Consider the following 23,088-nt stretch of genomic DNA (forward strand, 5'->3'; position numbering starts at 1 on the left):
GTCAGCCTGCGAGCACCCGCAGCATTCCGTCAACGGTTCGGCACCTGTTCTGTCGAAGGTTCGACAGAATTGGGCAGAACGGGATTCACGGGCCCGAGTGCACGTGCGCGGCCCACGTCGAGGCCAGCAGCGGGTGCGCGTCCCGCAGCTCCCGCACCACCGCGTGCAGCGCCTCGGCCGCGGGGGCCCCGGCCCGGTGCCGTTCGTAGAAGTCGGCGGCCAGCCGCGCGGAGGTCGCGTCCAGCACCGGCCAGAGCGTGCCGACGACGTGCCGGTACCCGGCGACCTGGAAGGCGGACGCGATGTGGATCGCCTCGTCGGCCAGCTCCTCGTGGCCGCGCGCGGTGGAGCAGGCCGACAGGAAGGCCAGCTCGGCGTGCCGCAGGCGCAGGCGGCTGATGTCGCGCACGGCGAGCGGCCGGTCGTGCAGCAGCAGCCGGCTCTCCGACGGGCTGAGCGGGTCGCTGACCGCGTGGCAGGCGAAGTGCGCCCACCCCGCCGCCGCCAGCGCGCCGACCACGGCGTCGAACCCGGCCTCGCCGTCCCGCAGCTGCACGGCGCGGGACGCCGTGCGCGCGAGCTCGGCCGCCTCGGCGGCGGTCGCGGGGAGTGCCTGCTGACCGGGGGTCTGCGACAGGGTGACCGCGACGAGCGCGGGGTCGGGGTTCGCCGGTCGGGCGCGGGCGTGCCGCAGCGCGCGCAGCGTGGGGGTGTAGGAGGACACGACGCGGTCCAGCACCGCGCGTCCGCTCCCGTCGTGGTGACCCGCCGCGTGCAGGGGCAGGAACGTCAGCATGCCCGTCGGGGACCACCAGACGCGCGGCCACGGCCCGTCGGTGCGCGCACCGATCCCGAGCGCGTCGAGGACGGGACCGGCGACGGCGTCCCAGAGCCACCCGAGGGTCTCGCGCACCTCGGCCTGGGCGTCCATGCGCTCGGCGAACCCACCGGACCCGACGACGTCCAGGGCCCGCAGGAACGCCCGCGCCCGGGAGCCGACCTCGTCGGCGGTGAGGCCGGGAAGGGCCACCGCCCGCACCCCGGCCGTGGTGACGACCAGCGCGTGGCACCCGTGCTCGCTCACGACGACCGTGATGACGGGCCCGTCCGAGGCGGCGGGAAGCAGCTCGGCGACCGTCGGGGGCTCGCCGAACCGCTCGAAGCCCGGCAGCTCGCGGACCCGGGCCATCGTCGCGTCCCACCGCGCGGCCAGTGCGTGCCGGTGGTCGAGCGCGGCCGCCTGGTCGGCCTCCTCCTCGGGCAGCGCCTCGCCCACGGCGTCCAGCTCCTCGAGGAGGCGTTCCACCTCCTCGGCGAGGTCGGGCGCCGCGGCGTGCAGGTCGGTGCGCTCCGTGCGGGCGTCCAGGGCGTAGGACAGGAGGAGCCCGCGACCCTGCTCCAGGACCGAGATCGCCTCGGCCGCGTCGCCGGCCCGCACCGCGCACGCCGCGGCGTCGAGGTGCACGCCATCGACCGTGGTGAGCTGGTGCTCGGCATCGCCGCGCGTGAGGTTCCTGGCCGCCACCCGCGGCAGCAGCCGCACGCCCTCCGCGAAGCCCTGCGCCGCGCTGTCCCACCGCCCGCGCATCGCGGCGACATGGCCCCAGTAGCGGCACGCGCGCAGCCGCTCGGAGGCGGGCGCGGACGGCAGGCGCGCTGCGGCCTCCGCGACCCGCATCACCTCCCGGGCGCGCAGGAGCAGCCGCCACGGCGTGCTCAGCGCCACCGCCAGGTTGATCATCCGGTGGCACAGCGCCGGGTGGTCGGGCGGCGTGGCCGCGACGGCCGCGCGGGCGATCCGCACCGCCTCGCCGCCGAAGGGGTCCCCGGTCAGCGTGCGCCGCTGGTTCAGCGATGCGGCCAGGTTGCTCAACATCATCGCCTTGTTGGGGTCCGCGGGTCCGGCGCAGTCGACGGCCCGGCGCTCCGTGTCGATCACCTCGTCGAGGACGCGCGGATCGTCGGTGCGCCGGAACTCCTCGGTCAGCGCCCGCCCGAGGTTCGACAGGCGCAGCGGCAGGGCCGGGTGACCGGGCGGGGTCGCCGCGACGACCTGCCGGCTGATCGCGATGGCCTCGGCGAGGGCGCGCGCGTCCCGGGTGCGTTCGTAGCGGGTGGTGAGCGCCGTCGCGAGGTTCGCCCGGGCGACGAGCGAGACCCGGTGGCCGGGCGGCAGCTCACGCGCCCCGCGCCGGCCCGTCGCGATCGCCGCGTCCAGGGTCGCCAGGTCGCCCGTGGTGCTGTAGCGCGCACGCAGGGCGCTGGCGAGGGTGAGCAGGCGGATGGTGCGCGAGACGGGATCGTCCGCGTCGTCGGCGGCGGCGCGCAGGTGGGCGACCGACTCGTCCAGCTCGCCCGCCCCACCGAAGCGCAGGTGGTGGCGGCGCAGGACCTCGCCGAGCGCGTCCTGCAGGAAGCCCTGCCGCTCGTCGGGCCCGCCGTCGGCCAGCGCCCGCCGGGCGAGCGACGCGGCCTCGTCGACCTCCCCGGCGACGCCGAGCAGCTGGGCGAGGAACGCGGTGCGCTCGGCCTGGCCGGGCTCGTCCTGCCCGAGCGCGACCGCTCGGCGGGCCGCGGCGATCGCGTCGGCCAGCCCGTCGCCGGTGCTCTCGTACAGGACGAACCGGGCGGTGGCCAGGTTGTGCCAGCTCGTCGGCATGGCCTCCACCGGCTCGCCGCGCTCGACCACGTCGCGCACGGCGGCCACCGCGTCCCGGGCCGCCCGGACGTCGCCGCCGGCGAGCGCCAGCCCGGTCAACCCGCTGCTGCGGTGGTAGAGCGCCGTGGCCCGGGTCTGCGCGTCGACCTCGTCCGCGTCCACCACGCCGTCGAGCACCTCGACGGCCTCCGTGAGCAGGGCCGGGTCCCGCTGTGCCAGCGCGGAGCGGGTCAGGAGCAGGAACCCCAGGTCGGTGGCGCGCTGGTGGTCGGCGCGCGGGAGGATCCCGAGCAACCGCCGGTGCACCGCGATCGCCTCGTCGACCACATCGGGTTCGGCGCGCCAATCACACCGGTGCCGGAGCAGGTCGGCGAGGTCGGCCAGCCACAGCGGCAGCAGGGCGCGGTTGGTCGGCACGGCCGTGACCAGGCCGCGGAGCATCTCCGTCACGGCCTCCCACCGCTCGCGGTCCTCCGACCGGTCCAGGTCGAGCGCGCCGGTCGAGGGGGCGCTCTCGATGGCCCGGAACCCGGCGAGGACCTGCGGCCCGGCCGTGCCGGAGAGGAGAGCGGCGTCCAGTGCGCGGACCGCTTCCTCCTCGTGGCGCCGCTTCTGCTCGTCTCCGGGGCTGCGACGGGCGATCGCGTGGTGCGCGGCCGCGCGTGCGGCGAGGAGCAGGGCGGGATCCGCCGGGTCCGGCTCCGCCTGCTCGACGGCCGCGACGGCCAGCCCGAAGACCTCCTCGGGAAGCGGCGAGGTTCGGTCGAGCAGGAGCCGGTTGCGCAGCGCCGAGAGCACGGCGGTCCGCGTGGACCCGTCCCCGTCGAGGAGCGGGAGGGCCGCGCAGAGCATCCGCACCGACTCGCTCGTCGCCGTGGTGTCGTCGGTGGCGTCGCCGAGGTGGTCGAGGGCCAGCCCCAGGTGCGCCGTCCGGACCGGGTGCAGCGGGTCGTCGGGCGTGCTCTCCCGCAGCGACCGGCGCGCCGCCTCCACGACCACCGCGAGGAAGGCGGGACCCACCCCGTCGGCCCGCGGACGACCGGCCCCGGCCGGGAGCAGGTGCACCGCCACCGCGAGCGCCTCGTCCCGGTCCATGCCCCGGGCGTCGCGCAGCGCGCGGTGCAGCACGTCGACCGCCTCCCGCAGCGGCGCGGGGTCCTCGGTCCGCCACACGACCGGCCCGAGGGCGCGGGCGAGCTCGACCAGCTGCGGCACCAGGTCGGCGCCCGTGGCGGGGGAGACGCGGCAGGCCTCCCGCAACGCCACCACCGCGCGGTCGAGGTGCTCACCGCTGCCGTCGTCGTCGGCCTCGTGCAGGCGCAGCCGGACCTCGCCCACCGCGGAGAGGAAGTCCGACAGGCGCGGGTCGTCGGCGCCCGCGGTCTCCACGGCACCCTCGAGGAGGCCCGCCGCCGTCTCGTCGATCACCGGCCGGTCGAGCGCGACCGCGATCGCGGCGAACGCGGAGCCCAGCTGGTACAGGTGCCCGGCCGGGTCGGACTCGGGCGGGATGCGCTGCGGCGCGAGGAACTCGGCCAGCTGCGGGGGGATCCCGGGCCTGCCCATCAGGAACGCCGGCGTCATCAGCAGCTGAGCCGTGTCGCCGGAGGACGTGCCGGCGGGCGCCAGCGCGGACCAGCGGTTCCAGTGCAGCATGCCCGCGGCGTACAGCACCTGGAGATCGACCCCGGCGGGCGTGGCGACGTGCGCGAGCAGCGCCTCGGCCTCGGCCGGCGCGTCCGGGCCGGTGACCGCGGCGTGGTCGCCCCCTGCCGAGGCGTTCACCCGCGCGGTGACGCGGCGCAGGAGCTCCTCCCGGTCGGCGGGATCATGGTCGGGCACGCGCCGATGCTGCCAGGATGGCCCGGTGCACGGGAATGATCAGAGCAGCGACCCCGGCAGCGATCACCTCGCGGCGTTCTGCCGGACGCTGCCGCAGCTGCGGGCCGCGGCCGCCCGCAACGGCCTGTCCGCCCAGCTGCGCACGGTGCTCGCGGACGTGCGCGCGGGCGTGCCCGTGGTGGAGGTGCTGCCGCGCCTGGGCATCCCGGCCGACGTGCTGCGTTCCGGCTCGGGCTACCAGGCGCTGCTGGGCGTCACCGGGCGCCCGACGGGCGAGGTGCTGGCCTGCCCGTGGGGCGCGTGCGGGCGGGCGGTGCGGCGCGAGCCCGGCGGACCCGTACCGGACGAGCGCTGCTGGGTCGTCGACCAGCCCCTGCGACCGGCCCGCGCATGACGTCGTTCTTCGGCGAGCTCGGCAAGCGGCTGGCCGAGAAGTGGCTCTCGCTCCTGCTGCTGCCGAGCCTCCTGCTGGCGGCGGTCGTCGGCGTCGCGGTCGCGCTCGGACACGCCTCCGCCCTCGACGGCGCCCTCCTGGCCGGCACGGCGGAGGCCTGGTTCCGGGCGGTGGGCGCGCTCCCCGTGGCCTCGCAGGTCCTCCTCCTGGGCGTGCTGCTGCTCGCCTGCAGCGGCGCAGGCCTGCTCGTGCGGGCGCTGGCCGGCGGCGTGGCGCGGGTGTGGCTCGGCAGCTGGGGGCACCGGGTGTCCCGGTTGGGCGACCTGCTCGTCGCGCGGCGTCGGGCGCGCTGGGACGCGGCCGACGCCGCGAGCGCGGCACCCGACCCGGCCGACCCGCGCCTGCGGCTGCGGGCCGCGCTGCGGCGCAACGCGATCGCGCCTGCCCGCCCCACCCGGCCGACCTGGATGGGCGACCAGCTCGCGGCCGCCGAGGCCCGCCTGCACCACCAGCACGGTGCGGACCTGGAGTCGTGGTGGCCGCGGCTGTGGCTCGTCGTCGACGACTCCACCCGCAGCGAGCTGCGGGCGGCCCGCGCCCTCTTCGACGCCGCGGCCGTGCAGGCCGGCTGGGCGCTGGCGTACCTCGCCACCGCCCTGCTCTGGTGGCCCGCCGTGCTGATCGCCGCCGGGGTGGGGGTGAGTGCGTGGCTCCGCGGCCGCGCCGCCGTCCGCGTCCACGCCGCGCTGCTCGAGTCGGTCGTCGACGTGCACCGGAGCACGCTCGCCCGCCGGCTCGACCTGCTGCCCGAGGGGCAGACCTTCGACCGGGAGACCGGCCTGCGCGTCACCGACCTGTGCCGCAAGGGAGCCTGACGCCGGGATCCGCATGACGAACGGCACTTTCGTCGGTTAGGTACCGACGAAAGTGCCGTTCGTCATGCGAAGGTCAGCGGCGGGCGAGCAGGGCGTCCACCTCCGCGCGGGTCGGGGCGGTGGCCGGGCCCGCGCGCGTCACCGCGAGCGCTGCCGCGGCGTTCGCCCTCATCGCCGCCCCGGTCAGGTCGGCGCCGCGGAGCAGTTCGGCGGCCAGGACGCCGCAGTGGGCGTCGCCTGCGCCGTTCGTGTCGACCGCCTCGACCGGTACGCCCGGCACGTGCTCGGCCACGCCGTCACGGACCACGTGGCAGCCGGCGGCGCCGTCGCGGACCACCACCACGGCGTCGCCGGGCAGCATCCGGGCGAGGGCCCGCCCGGCGTCGGCGGGGTCGGTCCGGCCGGAGAGCAGGCGGGCCTCCCGGGCGTTGCAGCTGAGCACGGACGTCCGTGCGAGGGTGCGCTCCCACAGCGCGGGGTCGATCTCGGCGACGAGCGGTCCCGGGTCCACCAGCAGCGCGCCGCCGCTGATCGCGAGGATCTGCTCGGCCTTCGCGGGGACGAGCAGGCTGTACCCGCTGACGTAGACGACGTCCCCGGCGCCTGCGCGGGGCAGGGCGCCTGCCACCGCGGTCTCGGCACCGCTGCCGGTGACGAACGTGCGCTCGCCGGAGTCGTCGACGAGCACCACGCAGAGGCCGGTGTCGGCGCCCGGGGTCGGCGGCAGGGCGACCGTGATCCCCTCGGCGGCCAGCGCGGCGCGGGCGAGGTCGCCGCGCGGGCCGGTGCCGTGCCCGCCCGTGTAGACGACGTCGGCGCCTGCCCGGGCGGCCGCGGCCATGACGTTGAACCCGCCGCCGGGTTGCTCGACGGTGGTCGAGGCGAGGACGTCACCGCCGACCGGCGGGAGCGCGGGCACCCGCATCACCAGGTCGATCACGACCTGACCGGTGTGGACGAGCCGCCCGGTCACGACCGCGGCTCCCGCGCGCCGCCGAGCGCGGCGTAGGCGCCCGCGCCGACGACGAACGTGATCACCCAGGCCAGGCCGTTCTCGCCCAGCCAGGTGGCGGCCAGCGGCCCGGTGAACCAGGGGGCGTCGGACGGGCCGATCGTCGTGAACAGGTAGCCGACGACGATCGCCGCCGCCCACGAGCCCACGGCCCGCGGCTCCACGCCGGCCCGGTACCAGTAGGCGCTGGTGCGCGAGGTGTCCATGAGCGCGACGGGGTCGTAGTGGTGCCGCTTCAGCATGTCGACCGCGAAGACCCCCACCCAGGCCGTGATCGGCACGGCGAGGGCGCTGATGAAGGCGATGAACGGGGTGTAGAAGCCGTCGGCGACCAGCATGAAGTAGATCGCGCCGAGGAAGGTCACCACGACGTCGACGACCACGGCCCACACCCGGCGCACGCGGATGCCCAGCGTCAGCGTGGTCAGCCCGGCGGAGTAGACCGACAGGTGGTTGGACAGCAGGAGCCCGCCGAACGCGGCGATCAGGTAGGGCACCGCCATCCAGGTGGGCAGCATCGCGCGGATCGCGGCCACCGGGTCCCCGGCGTCGGCGAGCGACGGGTCGCCCGCCGCGAGCATGCTGCCCAGCGAGATCAGCAGCACCAGCGGGATGCCGGCGCCCGCCGCGGCGGACAGGACCAGCGAGCCCGCCCGCACGGCCGGCGCCTGGTAGCGGGACACGTCGGCCGAGGCGTTGGCCCAGCCGATGCCCGTGCCCGCCGCGATCACGCCGACGCCGGCCACCACGACGCCGACCGGCGCGGGCGTCGCGGCGCCGATCGCAGCCCAGTCGACCGTGGCCACCAGCAGGCCGCCGACGACGAGGTTGAGGGCCCCGAACACCCACGTCGCCCACCGCTGCACCGCCACCAGGAACGCGTGCCCGAGACCGGCCACCAGCACCGTGAGCAGCTCGAACACCGCGATGCACACGATCGTGAGCACCGGGTGGTCCTTCGCCGCAGGGCTGGTGCCGAGCAGGATCGTGGCCAGCGACAGGAGGGCGAACGCCGCGGTCGTGGTGTTGACGGTCTCCCAGCCGAGCCGGGAGAGCAGCGAGATCACCGTCGGGCCGGTGTTGCCGCGCGCGCCGAACACCGCCCGGGACAGGGTGAGCCCGGGCGCGCCCCCGCGGCGCCCGGCGATCGAGACGGCGCCGACGATCGCGAACGAGCCGACCGAGCCGACGACGGCGGCGATGACCGCCTGCCAGACCGTCATGCCCATCGCGACGAGCGTGGCGCCCAGCGGGAGCCCGAGGATCGAGATGTTGGCGGCGAACCACACCCAGAACAGCTGGCCGGGGCGGCCGTGGCGCTCCCCGGGCGGGACGGGTTCGATGCCCCGCGTCTCCAGGGTGGCGGTGTTCGCGGTGTCGGTGTTCGCGGTGCCGGTGGTGGTCTCGGTGGCCATCGCGGCCTCCTTCAGCTGAGGGGGGAGCGGAGGGCGAGCAGCCCGTCGACGACTGCGTCGAGGTCGAGCCGGTTGACCGCGCGGACCTGGGAGAGCAGGTCCGCGGGCAGTCCGGCGACGCCGTGGTGCGCGCCCAGCACGGCGCCGCAGATCGCGGCGACCGTGTCGGTGTCGCCGCCCAGGGAGGCGGCGGTGGTCAGCGCGGCGCGCGGGTCCGCGCCCAGCCCTTCGGCCAGCGCGAACGCGGCGACGACCGACTCGTTCGCCGCCACCGAGGTGCCGACGACCTCGGCCACGGCGTCGGCGAGCTGGGCCCGGGACATGCCGCGCACCCAGCCCCGCACCCACCGCAGGCGGGCGGCGATGTCGCCGCCCGCCACCCAGTGCCCGCGGGCCGCCCCGGCCGCGGCGGCCCGCTCGGCGGCGTCCAGTGCGGCAGGGAGCCCCGCACCGGCGATGCCTGCGGACACCGCCGCCGCCACGGCCGCCGCGCCCGCGATGCCGAGGCCGGTGTTGTGGGTGACCCGGCTCGCCGCCACGACGGCGTCGAGCAGGCGCGGCCCGGCGACGGCGATGCCCACGGGGGCGACGCGCATGGCGGCGCCGTTCGTGGTGCCGTCGCGCCCCGTCTCGTCCGGCGACTCGCCCTCCTTGAGGCGGGTCAGCGCGCGCCGGGTCGAGGGGCCCAGCAGGTCCAGCGACCCGCGCCGGATCATGTCCTGCTCCCAGTCCTCCAGCGCGGTGGCGAACACGACGGGGTCGACGGTGCCCCCGCCCTCGATCAGCAGCCGGGCCAGCAGCAGCGCCTGCTCCGTGTCGTCGGTGACGGTGCCCGCGGGCAGGCCGGGGGCGATCGGCTGGTCGGGCGCGCCGTCGAGGAGCCGGTCCACCGTGCCGTAGCGCGCGGCGATCCCGGGACGGGACATCGACTGCGTCGGCATGCCCAGCGCATCGCCCAGCGCGAGGCCGTACAGGGCGCCGAGCGCACGGTCCCGGATCACCGCTGCTCGCCGAAGGTCAGGTGGAAGCGGAAGTGCTCGGGGTCGAGCAGGCTCACGACGTGCTCGACGAGGCCGCCCCCCGCGCTCCGGGTGACGCGCACGGCTCGCAGGAACGGCGTTCCCGGCGGCCGTTCGAGCAGCGCCGCTGCGGCGTCGTCGAGCGGTTCCATCGAGATCCACTGCTCGCCGCCGACGCCGTGCAGGCCCGCCGCGCGCAGCGTCGCGGTGATGGAGCCGTCGACGAGGCCGCGAGCGGGCAGGTCCGCGAGGAGCCCCACCGCCGGCAGTGACGAGGCCTCGACGGAGATCGGGCGGCCCTCGAAGCGGCGCAGCCGCCGGACGGTCACGAGCGGCCCCTCCCGCTCCTCGACGCCCGGTTCGCCGCCGGCGGCGATGCCCAGCAGTTCGGTGGTGACCTCGGCGCCGGAGTCGGAGAGGGCCCGCGCCCAGCCGACGCCCTGGTCCAGCGGCACCCCGTCGAACGTCACGAACGAGCCGACGCCGCCCTCGGTGGTGATCAGGGCGCGGCGCTGCAGCTCGGCGAGGGCGCTGCGGACCGTGCCGCGCGACACGCTGTACCGGGCGGCCAGCTGGTTCTCCCCGGGCAGCCGGTCTCCGCGCGTGAGGCGCCCCGCGCGGATGTGCGCGGCGAGATCCTCGACCAGCCGAGCCCGCTTGGAGTGGGCCACCTGTTCGGTCATGTACATACATGTACATCCCCGAGCGGGGCCGTGTCCAGGCCGCGCACTCCACCACCTTGGAGCCAAGGTGCGTGTCACATGGACCCCTGGACGGCACCTTGGAGCCAAGGTGCGCTCCACATGGACCCCTGGACGGCATCATGGCTCCAAGGTGCGGTCCTCGGCGTCCTCACTGCGGCTCCGCCCCGTGTCCTCCCGCATGCCATGACGAGGTCATGCCGGTCGCCCGCCGGTCGCGGTGGGCGGCCTGGGCCGCGCGGGCGAGCTCGGCGAGCCGGCACGGCGAGCGCGGCGAGGCGTGCGCGCTGCTCGGGCACCCGCGACACCGCCCGTCCGGGCCGGCGACGTGGAGCACGAGCAGCTGCGACCACAGCCGCGTCCAACTCGCGATGATCACACCGGCTTCGGTGATCCGGTCCCGTGCCCGTCCCTCGGTCTGCATGCCGGGGAGGGTCCGGCCGGCCGGTGACGGCTGGATCTTTCACCTGTCACCTCCCACCTGCCACCATCTGCCCACGATCCGTCACCGGACGGTCGCGGACAGCAGGGGGTGGGGCGTGCGCAGCGGTTCCCTGGTCCGGCGGCGGCAGCTCGCCCGCATCCTGCGCGAGCTGCGGCAGAAGGCGGGCATGACGATCGAGACCGCCGCGCCCCTGCTCGACTTCTCGCCGAGCAAGCTCAGCCGGATCGAGAACGCGCACCAGGGCGTGGACGTCCACGCCGTGCGCTCGATGATGGACGTCTTCGGCGTCGGTGGGGAGCGGTGGGGGGAGATCGTCGAGCTGACCCGGGAGGCCAACGCCAAGGGGTGGTGGCGGGCGTACGGGCTGGACGACCAGGGCTACGTGCCGCTCGAGGCCGAGGCCAGCGCTGTTCGTGACTACACGGTCAGTCACGTGCCCGGGCTGCTGCAGACTCCGGCCTACGCCCGAGCGCTGCTCGCGAGCTCGCTGCAGCGGCCGTCGGGAACGGGCCTTGATCGCGACGTCACCGTCCGGATGATCCGGCAAGAGCGGCTCACCTCGCCCGTGGAGCCCCTGGAGCTCCTCACGGTGGTCGAGGAGACGGCGTTGCACCGGCCGGTCGGAGGCGCAGCGGTGATGCGTGCTCAGCTCGACCACCTCGCGGCGGCGGCTGCGCTCGAGACCGTGACGCTCCAGGTGCTCCCGACCGAGGTGGGCGCTCACCCCGGGATCAACGGTGCATTCACCGTCCTCAGCTTCGACGGGTTGGGCGAGCCGGACGTCGGCTACGTCGAGCACCCCGTGGGCTCGGTGCACATCGAGAAGTCGGAGCACGTCGAGCGAGCTAGGCTCGTGTTCGGCCACTTGCGCTCGGTGGCGCTGAGCTCGCCGGAGTCTGTCGCCCTCGTCGAGCGGGTGGCCGCCCAGCTCTGAGACCGTGACGCGAAGAGGTGCCCGATGCCTGCCCCGATCCCGACCGGCGCCGTCTGGCGGAAGAGCAGCTTCAGCGGCGGGAACGGCGGGAACGGCTGCGTCGAGGTCGCCGCCCTCCCCGGCGGGGACGTCGCCGTGCGGGACACGAAGGACCGGGCCCGGGCGCCGCACCGGCACTCCGGCGAGGCGTGGCAGGCGTTCCTGACGGGCGTGCGGGCGGGGGAGTTCGGCGCCTGACGCTGCCGGTGATCGGGCCCGCCAGGCCGCGGAGACGACCCGGCCGCCCAGGTGGCGGCCCAGGCCTCGGGAGGCTCGCACACACCTGCAGGGCTCGGCACACATGTCCGGTGGTGTGTGCCGGGTCGTGGAGGTGTGTGTGCCGGCAGATCCAGGGCCCAGGAGCCAGGCTCCCACCCGGACGAACGGCACTCTCGTCGGTACCTAGCCGACGAAAGTGCCGCTCGTCATGCGGATCCCGTTTCCGGAGCCCAGCCGCCGTGCCGCGCCTTCACCGCAGCCGGGCGAGCAGCCGTGCGGACTGCCGCGCGGTCAGGTCGGGCAGGTAGGCGCGGGCGACCGCCAGGCCGATCGCGGGCAGAGTCGCCGGGTCGGGGTAGCACAGGTGCAACGGCCGGTACTCGGGCTGGAACTTGGCCTTGAACGCCAGCAGCGACCGGAACCCGTACACCGGTTCGAGGGTGCGGCCGAGCACGTCGAGCAGGCCCTGCACCGCGGCGGGCCGCTCGCCGCGGTCCAGGCGGGCGAGCGGGGCGCCCGACAGGCTGAGGAACTGCGCGCCCTCGGCCTGGAAGCGCTGCGCCGCCGAGGCGATGAGGAACTCCACGACCCCGCGGAAGCCGGTGTCGCGGCGGCGCATGAAGTCCAGCGTCCAGCCGATGACCGCGCCGTCGCGGTGCACCGGCAGCCAGCTCGTGACGCCGTGCACGGTGCGGTCGCCGTCCACGGCGAGCAGGCAGCGCACCTCGGGGTCGGCGAGCTCGTCGAGGCCGCCGAGGGTGAAGCCCATCTCGGGCAGGCCCTTGTCGGCCACCCACTCCTCGCTGATCGCACGCACCTGGTCGGTGAGCGCGGGCGGGGCATCGGCGTAGGGGGTCCACTCGGCGGTGATCCCGGCCTTCGCGGCCCGGTTCAGCGCGGTGCGCACGTCCTGCCACTTCTTCCCGGTGAAGGCGAGCCCCGCCAGCGGCACCACCGTCTCCTCGGCCACCTGCACGGAGCTCCAGCCCAGCGCCTCGCACGCCGCGCGGGTGCCGTCGGTGACGCTGTAGAACGCCGGCGTCCAGCCGTGCTCCCGGCAGAATCGTGCGAACTCGGCCACCGTGTCGTCGGTGGGCGCACCGATCGGGTCGGCGGTGGTGACGGCGACCGAGCCGATGACGCGGTGGGCGACGGCGGCCTCGCCGCGGGTGTCGAACCAGTAGGCGTTGCCGGCCCAGGTCGTCAGCCAGGAGAGGTCCGAGCCGCCGCGGCGCGCCAGCTCACGCGCCCGCTCGGCGTCGCGCGCTCCGGGGTCGGCGCGCGGGCGGCGGAAGGTGACCAGCAGGCCGACCGCCACGACCAGCCAGAACACGACGCCCGTCCACTCGAACAGCAGGGTGGCGAGCACACCCTGGGGGAGGAAGTCCGGCTCGACCTCGCCGAGGTACCCGGGCGGCAGGAAGCGCAGCGGCAGGTCGGCGAGCAGCTGCCCGACGTTGGGCGGGCGGTCGAACTGGTCGGCGACGGCCGCGCCGAGCAGCACGTACGTCGCGCTCACGGCCACCAGCACGGCGACCGCGATGCCGAGCAGTCGGAGGTACGTGCCCGCGGGTGCGCGCACCGCGAACCGGTGGCGGGTGCACCACAGCACCACGGCGACCGCGAGCGGCAGCAACGGGGGCAGCGCCAGGGCCAGTACGCGCCGGGCGCCGGGCGCGGACTGGTAGACGATCAGCTGCTCGACCGGGGTGGACACGACCAGCACGGCGAGCAGCACGCCGAGCGCGGCGAGCACGAGGTTCAGCACGATGCCGACGACCAGCGCGGCGCGCCGGCCGCGGCGCAGCCCGTCGGCGACGACGAGCAGCAGCAGCACCGGCACCGCCGAGGCCAGCGCCGGGCCGATGCCGGACAGGCGCAGCTGCGCCTGCAGCGCCCGGCACTGCCCGGCGGGTGCGGTGGTGCAGATCTGCTGGACGGTCGCGGCGTCCGGCGGCGGGGAGAGCACCACGAACTGCAGCACCGACAGCGGCCCGACCGGCGCGCGGGCGATCGCGGCGACGAGCGGCCCGACCGCGGAGGCGGTCACCAGGAGCGCGACGAGCACCCGCACCTCGGTGCGGCTCGACGGGCCCGGCCGCCGGTCGGTGCGTCCCGGCAGCAGCCGTCCCGCGGCGAGCCCGACCAGCCCGGCGCACAGCATCATGACGTCGGGCAGCTCGCCGGAGTAGGCCACCAGCATCACCAGCGCGGTGAGCACCAGCAGCCGCAGTCTGCGCCGCCACAGCGCCGACAGCGCGCCGCCTGCGGCGAGGACCAGCCCGACGGCGCCGGGCGCGGCGCCCACGACCACCTGCGTGGCCAGGTCTGCGGGCCAGCCCCCGCCCAGTGCGGCCCCGGCCGCGACCAGGGCGAGCGCCGCGAGCGTGCCGAGCACCTGCGTCCCGACCAGCAGTGCCGCGGTGCGGGCGGCGCCGATGCGGTGCTCGGCCAGTGCGCCGCCGAGCAGCAGGAGCGCGCTCGTCGCGACCGCCGCGCCGACGCTGCCCCACCAGAGCATCGCCGAGAGCGGCGTCCACCAGCGCCCCTCGGCGAGCGGCCCGACGCCGGTGCCCACGCGCTCGAGCAGCCGCGGGCCCGGCCCGGCCGGGAGGCTGCGCGTCGCGAGGCCGTACGCCCAGACCAGCAGGACCAGGGCCACGGCGAGCGGCGCCCGCCGGACCATCCGCGCGGTGCCCCGGGCGAGCCCGGCGAGCCGCCGGATCACGGCGTCATCCCGAGGCGGGTGGCGAGCCACGGCAGGGCCTGCTCCAGGCCGGGCCCCCACACCTCGAACGTGTGCCCGCCGGGAAGGACGTGCAGCCCGACGTCCATGCCCGCCGCCTGGCACGCCGCGAACACCCGCTGCGCCTGCGGCAGGTACACCGCGTCGTCCCGGCCGGCGACGAGGTAGCCGGCCGTCGCCGGGAACTGCCGCTGCGCGAGCACGTCGAGCGGGTTGACGGCCGCGAACGCGGCCTCGTCCCCGCCGAACGCGGCCTGCACGGTGGCGGCGTGGTCGCCGAGCGTGGGCTCGTCCTCGCCGGAGATGTCCACGAAGGTGGGGTACACCTGCGGCGCGGTCACGGCCATCTGCAGGGCGCAGGTCCCGCCGTTGGAGAAGCCGCCGACGGCCCACCCCGCCGGATCGGCGTCGACCTGGAGGGTGTCGCGGATCCACGCGGGGACGTCCACCGACAGGTAGGTGGCGACGTTCCCGAGGCGGGAGTCCGTGCAGAGCGGGTTGGCCAGCGGAGCGCCGAGGTGGTCGGCCATGACCACGACGGGCGCGAGCCCGTCGTGCGCGGCGGCGAAGGCGTCCATCCGCCGGGCGAGCTCCCCGCCGTCGAGCCAGTCGCGGGGGGATCCGGGCTGGCCGGACAGGAGTACCAGGACGGGCAGCTGGGCCCGGGGCCGCGACAGGTAGGCAGGCGGCAGGTACAGCCACGCAGGCCGCGCCGCGAAGCCCGACTCCGGTGCCGGAATGGCGACCTCGGTGACGACGCCCGCGTCCGGCATCCCCGCCGGTGGACGCCAGACGGCCGAGAGCGGCAGCCCCGCCCGGGCGCCGATGACCTGCTCGCGCAGCGGGACCCGGGTGAACGGGATCTCGTCGACGGCGGGCAGCCCGAGCGCCGTGCGCACCGTCGGGTACTCCCGGTAGACGAGGTTCATCGCCTCCGCGCAGCCGAGGAACACCAGCACCACCGCCAGCACCGCACCGGCGCGGCCCGGCCACCGCCGCGCCCGCATCCCGAGCACGGCCAGCCCGACCGCGGCGAGCGCGGCGCCGCCCAGCAGCAGCACCGGCAGCGGCACCGGGTCCGGGAACGGCTGCCAGACCCGGTCGACCAGCAGCGCCACGAGCGCCGTCAGGGCCGCGGCGCCGACGAGCGCGACCGGCACGCTGCGCGTCCACCAGCGGCGCCGGCGCTGCACGAGGAGGAACGCTGCGCCCACCAGGCCTGCCGCCGTCACGACCCCCGGCAGGAGGCCGCTCAGCAGGTGCGCGTCGAGCAGCGCGGACACGAGCCGAGCCTGCCACCGCGCGTCCCGCTCACGCACTTCTGCACAGGAATCGGAGAAGTGGGTCCCGCCTCGGACGGCTCCCGCGCCAACGTCTGTTGTCAAGCGAGCATGGTTCGCCTACAGTTGTTGGACAACAGACGTTGGCAACTCAAGGGGGAGATCATGGCGCACCTGCTCGTCCAGCAACGCTTCGAGGAGTTCGACCGCTGGAAGGCGGTCTTCGACCGGCTCGCGCCGACCCGCGCGGCGGCGAGCTGCCGCAGCACCGCCGTGTTCCGCAACCTGGAGGACCCGCACGAGGTCGTGGTGCTCTTCGAGTTCGACGACCTGGCGCTGGCCCGGGAACACATGGGCAGCGCCGAGCTGCACGCCGCATGGCGGGACGCCGGGGTCACCGACCCGGGCACGCGCACCGTCCTCGCCGCCGTGCCCGAGGGGAGCGGGCGGTGACCGACGTGGTCGTGGTCGGCGCGGGGCCCACCGGCCTCCTCCTGGCCGGTGACCTCGCCGCGGCAGGCGTCGACGTGATGCTGCTGGAGCGGCGCCTCGACGAGTCGAACCTGACGCGGGCGTTCGTGGTGCACGCACGCACGCTGGAGCAGCTCGACGCGCGCGGCGTGGCCGACCGGCTCCTCGCGACCGGTACCAGGGTGGACCGGTTCCGGCTCTTCGGCAGCGTCGCGGTGGACCTGTCGCCGCTCCCGAGCCGCTACCCGTTCATGCTGGTCACCCCGCAGTACGAGGTCGAGCACGTGCTCGCCGAGCGGGCGCTCGCCGCCGGCGCGACGCTGGTGCGCGGGGCGCAGGTGCAGCACCTGCGACAGGCGCCCGGGCACGTCGAGGTGAGCTACCGCGACGCCGAGGGCGCCGACCGGTCGGTGCGGGCGGCCTACGTCGTCGGCACCGACGGGCACCACAGCACCGTCCGCGCGCAGCTGGGTCTGGAGTTCGCCGGCCGGGCGGTGGTGCGGTCGCTGGTGCTCGCCGACGTCCGGATGACCGATCCGCCCGCCGACCAGCTCACGGTGGACGGGAACGCCGACGGGTTCTGCTTCGTCGTCCCGTTCGGCGACGGCTGGTACCGGATCATCGCGCGGGACCGCCGCGCCGAGCTGCCCGACGACGCCCCCGTCGCGCTCGAGGAGATCGCCGGGGTCGCCCGCCGGGTGTTCGGCACCGACTTCGGGATGCACGACCCCCGCTGGATGTCGCGGTTCCACAGCGACGAGCGGCAGGCCGAGCGCTACCGGGTGGGCCGAGTCTTCCTGGCGGGCGACGCGGCGCACGTGCACTCCCCGGCCGGCGGCATGGGGATGAACACGGGGCTGCAGGACGCGGCGAACCTGGGCTGGAAGCTGGCGGCGGCCGTGCAGGGCCGCGGCGGCGACCGGCTGCTCGACTCGTACCAGGACGAGCGCCACCCGGTCGGGCGGATGGTGCTGCGCCTGTCCGGCGGGCTGCTGCGGGCCGCCCTGCTCCGCTCGCCGGTCGCCCGTGCGATCCGCAACCGGGTGTTCCCCGCGGCGCTGGCCGTCCCGGTGATCGGGCGGCTGGCCAGGATGCGGCAGAGCGGACTGGGCATCGCCTACGGCCGGCCGCGCGGCGCGCACCGGCTGGTCGGCACCCGGGCGCCCGACGTCTCGTCGGCCGGGGGGACACGCCTCTACGAGGTCCTGCGCCGTGGCCGGTTCGTCCTGGTCGTCCCGCCCGGGGCCGCCGACGTTCCCCCCGGCGTCGTCGTCCACGTCGTCCCCGGCACGACGACCGCCGTGCTAGTGCGTCCGGACGGCTACGTCGCCTGGGCCGGCAGCGACGCCGGCGCGCTGCGGGCCGCGCTGGCCCGCTGGGGAGCGACCCCGGAGGCGAACCGGCCCGGCGTCGCGGTCTGAGCACCTGCGCGAGGCCCCGATGCGGCAGGATCGTCCTCCGTGACGCGGACCGGGACATCACTCGCACGCCTGGGGCTCACCGAGTCGTGGGCCGAGGGCACGGTCACCTCGCTGGGCTGGTGGGCGGGGGACCGGCCGGCCGAGGACGCCGCGCCGATCATGTGGGCGCTGGCCCGCAGCCCCGACCCGGACCTCGCCCTGCGCTCCGCGGAACGCCTCCTGCAGGCGGTGCCCGACCGCGCTGACCTGGACGCCGCACTGCGCACCGACGCCGTCCTGCGCGGGCGGCTGCTGGCGCTCCTCGGCGGTTCCACGGCGCTCGCGGACCACCTGGTGACCCACCCGGACCGCTGGCACCGCCTCACCGCCGATGCGCCGCCGCCCGGCGACGGGGCGTGCGCCGCCCTGCTGCGCGCGGTCGGGGCCGACCCGGACGCCGACGGCATGGCGCCCGCCGCGCTCACCGGCGCCGAGGCGGTCGACGCGCTGCGCACGGCCTACCGGGACGAGGTGCTCGTGCTCGCCGCCGCCGACCTCGGCGCCGTCAGCGAGCCGGACCTGCCCGTGCTCGACGTCGCCGACGTCGCCGCCCAGCTCGCCGCGCTGGCCGACGCGGCCCTGCAGGCGGCCGTCGCCGTCGCGGCCGCCGAGATCGGGGGCGGGGGACGGCTGGCCGTCATCGCCATGGGCAAGTGCGGCGGGCGCGAGCTGAACTACGTCAGCGACGTCGACGTCGTGTTCGTGGCCGAGCCCGCCGACCAGCAGACGACCCGGATGGCGGCCCGCGTGCTGCGCGTCGCGGGCGACGCCTGCTTCCAGGTGGACGCCAACCTGCGCCCCGAGGGGCGCCACGGCGAGCTGGTCCGCACCCTGGACGGGCACGTGTCCTACTACCGGCGGTGGGCGAAGACCTGGGAGTTCCAGGCGCTGCTCAAGGCCCGGCCCGTCGCCGGGGACGCGGAGCTCGGCGCGGCCTACGCCGATGCCGTGGCGCCGCTGGTGTGGAACGCCGCGGGCCGGGACGACTTCGTGGCCGACGTGCAGGCGATGCGCCGCCGCGTGGAGGAGCACATCCGGCCCGACCACGCCGAGCGCGAGCTCAAGCTGGGGGTCGGCGGGCTGCGCGACGTCGAGTTCGCGGTGCAGCTGCTGCAGCTCGTGCACGGGCGCACCGACGAGGCGCTGCGCTCGCCGTCCACGCTGGAGGCGCTGGCCGCGCTGGCCGGCGGCGGGTACGTCGCGCGGGAGGACGGCGCGAACCTCGCCGCGTCCTACCGGTTCCTGCGCCTGCTGGAGCACCGGCTGCAGCTGCAGCGGATGCGGCGCACGCACCTCATGCCCGCCGCCGACGACCTCGACGCGCAGCGCTGGCTCGCCCGCGCGGCCCGGCTGCGCCCGGACGGGCGGCGCGACGTCGTCGGCGTGCTGGACGCGGAGTGGTCGCGCAACGTGCGCCGGGTGCGCCGGCTGCACGAGAAGCTGTTCTACCGGCCGCTGCTCACCGCGGTGTCGCGGCTGCCCGCCGACACCGCGCGGCTGTCGGAGAAGGCGGCCGCCGCGCGGCTCGGGGCGCTGGGCTGGGCGTCGCCCGAGGGGGCGCTGGGTCACCTGCGGGCGCTGACGGCGGGGGTGTCGCGGGCCGCCTCGATCCAGCAGACGCTGCTGCCGGTGCTGCTCGACGAGCTCGCGCACAGCCCCGACCCGGACCGCGGGCTGCTCGCCTACCGGCGCGTGTCGGAGGCGCTGGCCGAGACGCCCTGGTACCTGCGGCTGCTGCGCGACGAGGGGCAGGTGGCGCAGCGGCTGATGCGGCTGCTCGGCACGTCCGCGCTGGTGCCCGACCTGCTCGTGCGCGCGCCCGAGGTGCTGCGCCTGCTCGCCGCGCCCGTCGCGGGGCAGGCCGACGAGCTGCGGCGCGACCCGGCGGAGTTCGCCTCGTCGCTGCGCACCACCGTCGCCCGCCAGACCGACCCGGACAGCGCCGCCGCCACCGCCCGTTCACTGCGCAGGCACGAGCTGCTGCGGGTGGCGTGCGCCGACCTGCTCGGCCTGGTCGACGTCGAGCAGGTCTGCGCGTCGCTCAGCTCGGTGTGGGTGGCGGTGCTGCAGGCGACGCTGGAGTCGGTCGAGCGCACGTTCGACGGTCCACCGCCCGCCCGGCTCGCCCTGATCGGGATGGGGCGCCTCGGCGGCGCGGAGCTGGGCTACGGCAGCGACGCCGACGTGCTGTTCGTCTGCGAGCCGGTCCACGGGGCGGACGACCAGGAGGCGGTCCGCTACGCGACGACGGTGGCCGAGACCGTCCGGCGCCGGCTCGCCGCGCCCAGCCCCGACCCGGCGCTCGTCGTGGACGCCGACCTGCGCCCGGAGGGCCGCTCCGGGCCGCTGGTGCGCACGCTGGAGTCCTACCGGGCCTACTACGCGCGCTGGTCGGAGCCGTGGGAGGCGCAGGCGGTGCTGCGCGCGAGCACCGTGGCGGGCGACGCGGACCTCGGGCGGCGGTTCCTGGAGATGATCGACCCGATCCGGTACCCGGCCTCCGGGATCGACACCGCCACCGTCACCGAGATCCGGCGGATCAAGGCCCGCGTCGACGAGGAGCGCCTGCCCCGCGGCGCCGACCGCAGCACGCACACCAAGCTCGGCCACGGCGGGCTCGCCGACGTCGAGTGGACCGTGCAGCTGCTGCAGCTGCAACACGCGGGCGAGCGGCCGGAGCTGCGCACCACGTCCACGCTGGAGGGGCTGCAGGAGGCCGCCGCCGCGGGCCTGCTGCGCGCCGAGGACGCCGACGAGCTGGCCGCGGGCTGGCGCCTGGCCACCCGCGCCCGCAACGCGGTGATGCTGGTCAAGGGCAAGCCCGGCGACCAGTTGCCCCGCTCCGGCCGCGAGCTCGCCGCCGTCGCCTCCGCGCTGGGCTACCCGCCCGGCGGCGACCCCGGCGTCTTCCTCGACGACTACCGCCGCACCACCCGCCGAGCCCGCGCGGTGGTCGAACGCGTCTTCTACGGCTGGTAGCCCGCCCCGCCCGCGCGAGTCTCCCGTCCCGACCGGGCGAGTCTCCCGTTCTGCCCGGGCGAGTCTCCCGTCCCGACCGGGCGAGTCTCCCGTTCTGCCCGGGCGAGTCTCCCGTCCCGACCGGGCGAGTCTCCCGTTCTGCCCGGGCGAGTCTCCCGTCCCGACCGCGCGAGTCTCCCGTTCTGCCCGGGCGAGTCTCCCGTTCTGGCAGGGCGAGTCTCCCGTCCCGACGGCGCGAGTCTCCCGTTCTGGCAGGGCCAGTCTCCCGTTCGACGCGCGACGCTCGCTCAGAGCTTCCACCACCAAGCGCGGCGATCCGTGGGATGGCCGCCGCCCTTCCGCGTCGGCGGGACTGCCGCCACCGGGCGGGCTCACCATGATCGGTCCGAGCGGTACCTGATGGCTGGGGTGGCAGCGTTGATGTGCTTCTCGCGCCGAGTGATCGATCTGATTCGCACCTGGCGGCTGTCGGTGCCACCACGAGGTACTGCTCGCGGCGATCTCCAGCGCGGCGGCTGACGCCTCCGGTCTCCACGATCGGCCCCCATTCGTCCGGCGCAATCTCCCCGCACAGGCGTCTCGCCGTCCCGGCGGGCGGTTCGTCGGCCGGTGCTCGCGCCGTACCTGACGGGAAGCGTCCACAGCGCAGCGGAAATCCGGGAGGTGGACGTCGGCCTCGGGGCTAGGGTGCGGGCGTGCCCTCGCTCGAGACACTCCTGATGTTCACGCTCGCCGGCGTCATCCTGGTGATCGTGCCCGGCCCGAGCGTGCTGTTCATCGTCGGCCGCGCGCTGGCGCACGGCAGGCGGGCGGCCCTGGCCAGCGTCGCGGGCAACACGGCGGGCGCGTCGATGGTGGTGGTCGTGGTCGCGCTCGGCTTCGGGGCGATCGCGGCGCGGTCGGCCGCGGTGTTCACCGTGCTCAAGCTCGTCGGGGCCGCCTACCTCGTGTACCTCGGTGTGCAGACGATCCGCAGGCGCGCCGACCTGGTCGCCCGGCTCGGCGAGCCCGCGGGGCCGGCAGACCGGCGGATGTTCTGGCAGGGCGTCGTCGTCGGGTTCACCAACCCGAAGGTGCTGATCTTCTTCGCCGCGGTGCTCCCGCAGTTCGTGGAGACGGAGGCGGGCAGCAGCCCGACCACACAGATGCTGGTGCTCGGGCTGCTGTTCGCCGTCATCGCCGCCACGCTGGACAGCGCGTGGGGGCTGGCCGCGGGCACGGCGCGGAACTGGTTCGCCACCTCCCCGGGCCGGTTGCGGTGGATGGGTGGCCTCGGTGGGACGTCGCTGATCGTGATGGGCGCCGGCCTCGCGTTGTCCGGCCGCAAGGACTGATCGCCGCCCGCCGATCTCCGCCCCGGCCGCCGGGAGGCCCGGCCAGCCCGTCAGAACGGGAGACTCGCCCGGCCGGGACGGGAGACTCGCCCGGCCGGGACGGGAGACTCGCCCGGCCGGGACGGGAGACTCGCCCGGCCGGGACGGGAGACTCGCCCGGCCGGGACGGGAGACTCGCCCGGCCGGGACGGGAGACTCGCCCGGCCGGGACGGGAGACTCGCCCGGCCGGGACGGGAGACTCGCCCGGCCGGGACGGGAGACTCGCCCGGTCAGGACGGGAGACTCGCGCTGTCGGGGCGGAGGGACTCGCGCCTCAGTTGTGGGCGCGCAGGGCTGCGCTGAACCACTCGAAGGGCTCCGCCTGCGACGGGGCGCGGCCCCAGCCGTTCAGGATGCCGAGCAGGTCCCAGTAGCGGTGGACCCGCCGGTCGGTGAAGGTGTCGATCGTGGCGGCCAGCTGGTCGCGGGCTGCGGCGTCCATGCCGGGGTCGATGATCCGGGCGAGGACGGCCTGACCCTCCGGCGAGTCGGGCGCGGTGCCGTCGGCGACGGCGGTGCCCGCGTGCTCGACGACCGGTGACGGGTCGAACTGCGGCTGGTCGCTGCCGGTCTCCGAACCGGCGACGGCCATCTCCCTTGCCCGGGCGCGGAACGCCGGGTCGGAGACGAGCTCGGCGAGCTCCACCCAGGCCTCCACCTGCTCGGTGGTCGGGTCGTCGGGCAGTTCGGTCGGGAGCGTGCGCATGTTGGCGGCGATGCCCGCTCCGGGGGCGTCGGGATCGGTACCGGCGAACGTGGCGTCCACGAACTCGTCGATCATCTGCTGGCGCTCGCTGGCGGAGAGCCGGGCGAGGTCGTTCATGAGTGCTGCCTTCCGTGCGGAGGGAGCGCCCCGGGCGAGCAGCGTGCACACGGCGCGCTGGGTCCGCAGGGCGCGGATCTGGTTGTCGATGGCCTGCACGTGCGAGGCCGCGACCTCCTCGACGCTGCGCCTGCGCTCGAGCACGAGGCGGATGTCCTCCAGCCCCATGCCGAGCTCGCGCAGCGTGCGGACGAGGTCGAGCCGGGCGACGGCGCGGCCGTCGTACCGGCGGTAGTTGCTGACCGACCGGTCCGTCTCGGGCAGGATGCCCTCGTCGGACCAGAACCGGATGGTGCGCACCGGCACGCCCGAGCGGCGGGCGAGCTGCCCGATGGTCAGCAGGGTCGTTTCGGCCATGAGGAGATCCTCGACCCTCCAGCGGCTGGAAGGTCAAACCCGAA

At 76.0% G+C, this 23,088-nt stretch carries 17 protein-coding genes; 8 read left to right on the forward strand and 9 right to left on the reverse strand.

The features are described 5' to 3' along the window. Positions 1–85 precede the first annotated feature (85 nt). Positions 86–4,501 carry a CHAT domain-containing protein gene (locus tag FB558_RS16340; RefSeq protein ID WP_142054440.1) on the reverse strand — a complete coding sequence of 1,472 codons (4,416 nt, stop codon included), beginning with the start codon at positions 4,499–4,501 and terminating at the stop codon, positions 86–88. A 25-nt stretch (positions 4,502–4,526) separates the two neighbouring features. Between FB558_RS16340 and FB558_RS16345 the strand changes: the two genes are divergently transcribed. After that, positions 4,527–4,895: a hypothetical protein gene (locus FB558_RS16345; RefSeq protein ID WP_142054442.1), complete on the forward strand. Its 369-nt coding sequence runs from the start codon at positions 4,527–4,529 to the stop codon at positions 4,893–4,895. Continuing rightward, a complete protein-coding gene (locus tag FB558_RS16350) occupies positions 4,892–5,770 on the forward strand; it encodes a hypothetical protein (protein ID WP_142054444.1) in 879 nt (292 codons plus the stop codon). The genes FB558_RS16345 and FB558_RS16350 overlap by 4 nt, the downstream gene beginning before the upstream one ends. Positions 5,771–5,843: 73 nt before the next feature. Here the strand turns inward: FB558_RS16350 and FB558_RS16355 are convergent, their stop codons facing one another. The 5 genes from FB558_RS16355 to FB558_RS16375 all read right to left on the reverse strand — a co-directional run bounded on the left by FB558_RS16355 (position 5,844) and on the right by FB558_RS16375 (position 10,341). Next, positions 5,844–6,743, reverse strand: coding sequence for a PfkB family carbohydrate kinase (locus tag FB558_RS16355; RefSeq protein WP_142054446.1), 900 nt, complete (start codon positions 6,741–6,743; stop codon positions 5,844–5,846). Then, complete coding sequence (locus FB558_RS16360; protein WP_142054448.1) at positions 6,740–8,197, reverse strand: purine-cytosine permease family protein; 1,458 nt, start codon at positions 8,195–8,197, stop codon at positions 6,740–6,742. The genes FB558_RS16355 and FB558_RS16360 overlap by 4 nt, the downstream gene beginning before the upstream one ends. An 11-nt stretch (positions 8,198–8,208) precedes the next feature. Then, positions 8,209–9,198 carry an ADP-ribosylglycohydrolase family protein gene (locus FB558_RS43925; protein ID WP_281288633.1) on the reverse strand — a complete coding sequence of 330 codons (990 nt, stop codon included), beginning with the start codon at positions 9,196–9,198 and terminating at the stop codon, positions 8,209–8,211. Beyond that, the gene (locus tag FB558_RS43930; RefSeq protein WP_142054450.1) at positions 9,195–9,905 is read right to left on the reverse strand and encodes a GntR family transcriptional regulator; all 711 of its coding nucleotides are present in this window, start codon (positions 9,903–9,905) and stop codon (positions 9,195–9,197) included. The genes FB558_RS43925 and FB558_RS43930 overlap by 4 nt, the downstream gene beginning before the upstream one ends. Before the next feature lie 163 nt (positions 9,906–10,068). Next, a complete protein-coding gene (locus FB558_RS16375) occupies positions 10,069–10,341 on the reverse strand; it encodes a hypothetical protein (RefSeq protein WP_142054452.1) in 273 nt (90 codons plus the stop codon). 115 nt (positions 10,342–10,456) lie between these two features. Between FB558_RS16375 and FB558_RS16380 the strand changes: the two genes are divergently transcribed. Together FB558_RS16380 and FB558_RS16385 are read left to right on the forward strand one after the other, a co-directional pair. After that, on the forward strand, positions 10,457–11,296 hold the full coding sequence (locus FB558_RS16380; protein ID WP_211366638.1) for a helix-turn-helix domain-containing protein: 840 nt from the start codon (positions 10,457–10,459) through the stop codon (positions 11,294–11,296). A 24-nt stretch (positions 11,297–11,320) separates the two neighbouring features. Next, positions 11,321–11,533: a DUF397 domain-containing protein gene (locus FB558_RS16385; RefSeq protein ID WP_142054456.1), complete on the forward strand. Its 213-nt coding sequence runs from the start codon at positions 11,321–11,323 to the stop codon at positions 11,531–11,533. Between the two features lie 271 nt (positions 11,534–11,804). Here FB558_RS16385 and FB558_RS16390 read toward each other — a convergent pair whose 3' ends face one another. Both FB558_RS16390 and FB558_RS16395 read right to left on the reverse strand, forming a co-directional pair. Continuing rightward, a complete protein-coding gene (locus tag FB558_RS16390) occupies positions 11,805–14,282 on the reverse strand; it encodes a bifunctional lysylphosphatidylglycerol flippase/synthetase MprF (RefSeq protein WP_211366639.1) in 2,478 nt (825 codons plus the stop codon). Next, complete coding sequence (locus FB558_RS16395; RefSeq protein ID WP_142054458.1) at positions 14,279–15,583, reverse strand: alpha/beta hydrolase; 1,305 nt, start codon at positions 15,581–15,583, stop codon at positions 14,279–14,281. Before FB558_RS16395 ends, FB558_RS16390 begins: the two co-directional genes overlap by 4 nt. 162 nt (positions 15,584–15,745) lie before the next feature. On the opposite strand from FB558_RS16395, the gene FB558_RS16400 reads away from it, so the two are divergent. From FB558_RS16400 to FB558_RS16415, 4 genes are all read left to right on the forward strand, one after another. Next, on the forward strand, positions 15,746–16,033 hold the full coding sequence (locus FB558_RS16400; protein WP_142054460.1) for an antibiotic biosynthesis monooxygenase: 288 nt from the start codon (positions 15,746–15,748) through the stop codon (positions 16,031–16,033). Further along, positions 16,030–17,472 (forward strand): FAD-dependent monooxygenase, encoded by a 1,443-nt coding sequence (locus FB558_RS16405; RefSeq protein WP_246106551.1) that lies wholly within the window; start codon positions 16,030–16,032, stop codon positions 17,470–17,472. The genes FB558_RS16400 and FB558_RS16405 overlap by 4 nt, the downstream gene beginning before the upstream one ends. 39 nt (positions 17,473–17,511) lie before the next feature. Next, positions 17,512–20,490, forward strand: a complete 2,979-nt coding sequence (locus FB558_RS16410; RefSeq protein WP_142054464.1) for a bifunctional [glutamine synthetase] adenylyltransferase/[glutamine synthetase]-adenylyl-L-tyrosine phosphorylase — start codon at positions 17,512–17,514, stop codon at positions 20,488–20,490. Positions 20,491–21,185: 695 nt separating this feature from the next. Beyond that, entirely contained in the window at positions 21,186–21,824 is a 639-nt protein-coding gene (locus FB558_RS16415; protein ID WP_425468030.1) for a LysE family translocator, read from the forward strand. 314 nt (positions 21,825–22,138) lie between these two features. Here the strand turns inward: FB558_RS16415 and FB558_RS16420 are convergent, their stop codons facing one another. Further along, positions 22,139–23,044, reverse strand: a complete 906-nt coding sequence (locus FB558_RS16420; RefSeq protein ID WP_142054465.1) for a helix-turn-helix domain-containing protein — start codon at positions 23,042–23,044, stop codon at positions 22,139–22,141. Positions 23,045–23,088 lie beyond the last annotated feature (44 nt).

Origin of the sequence: Pseudonocardia kunmingensis (genome assembly GCF_006716445.1) — a bacterium.
GTDB lineage: Bacteria > Actinomycetota > Actinomycetes > Mycobacteriales > Pseudonocardiaceae > Pseudonocardia > Pseudonocardia kunmingensis.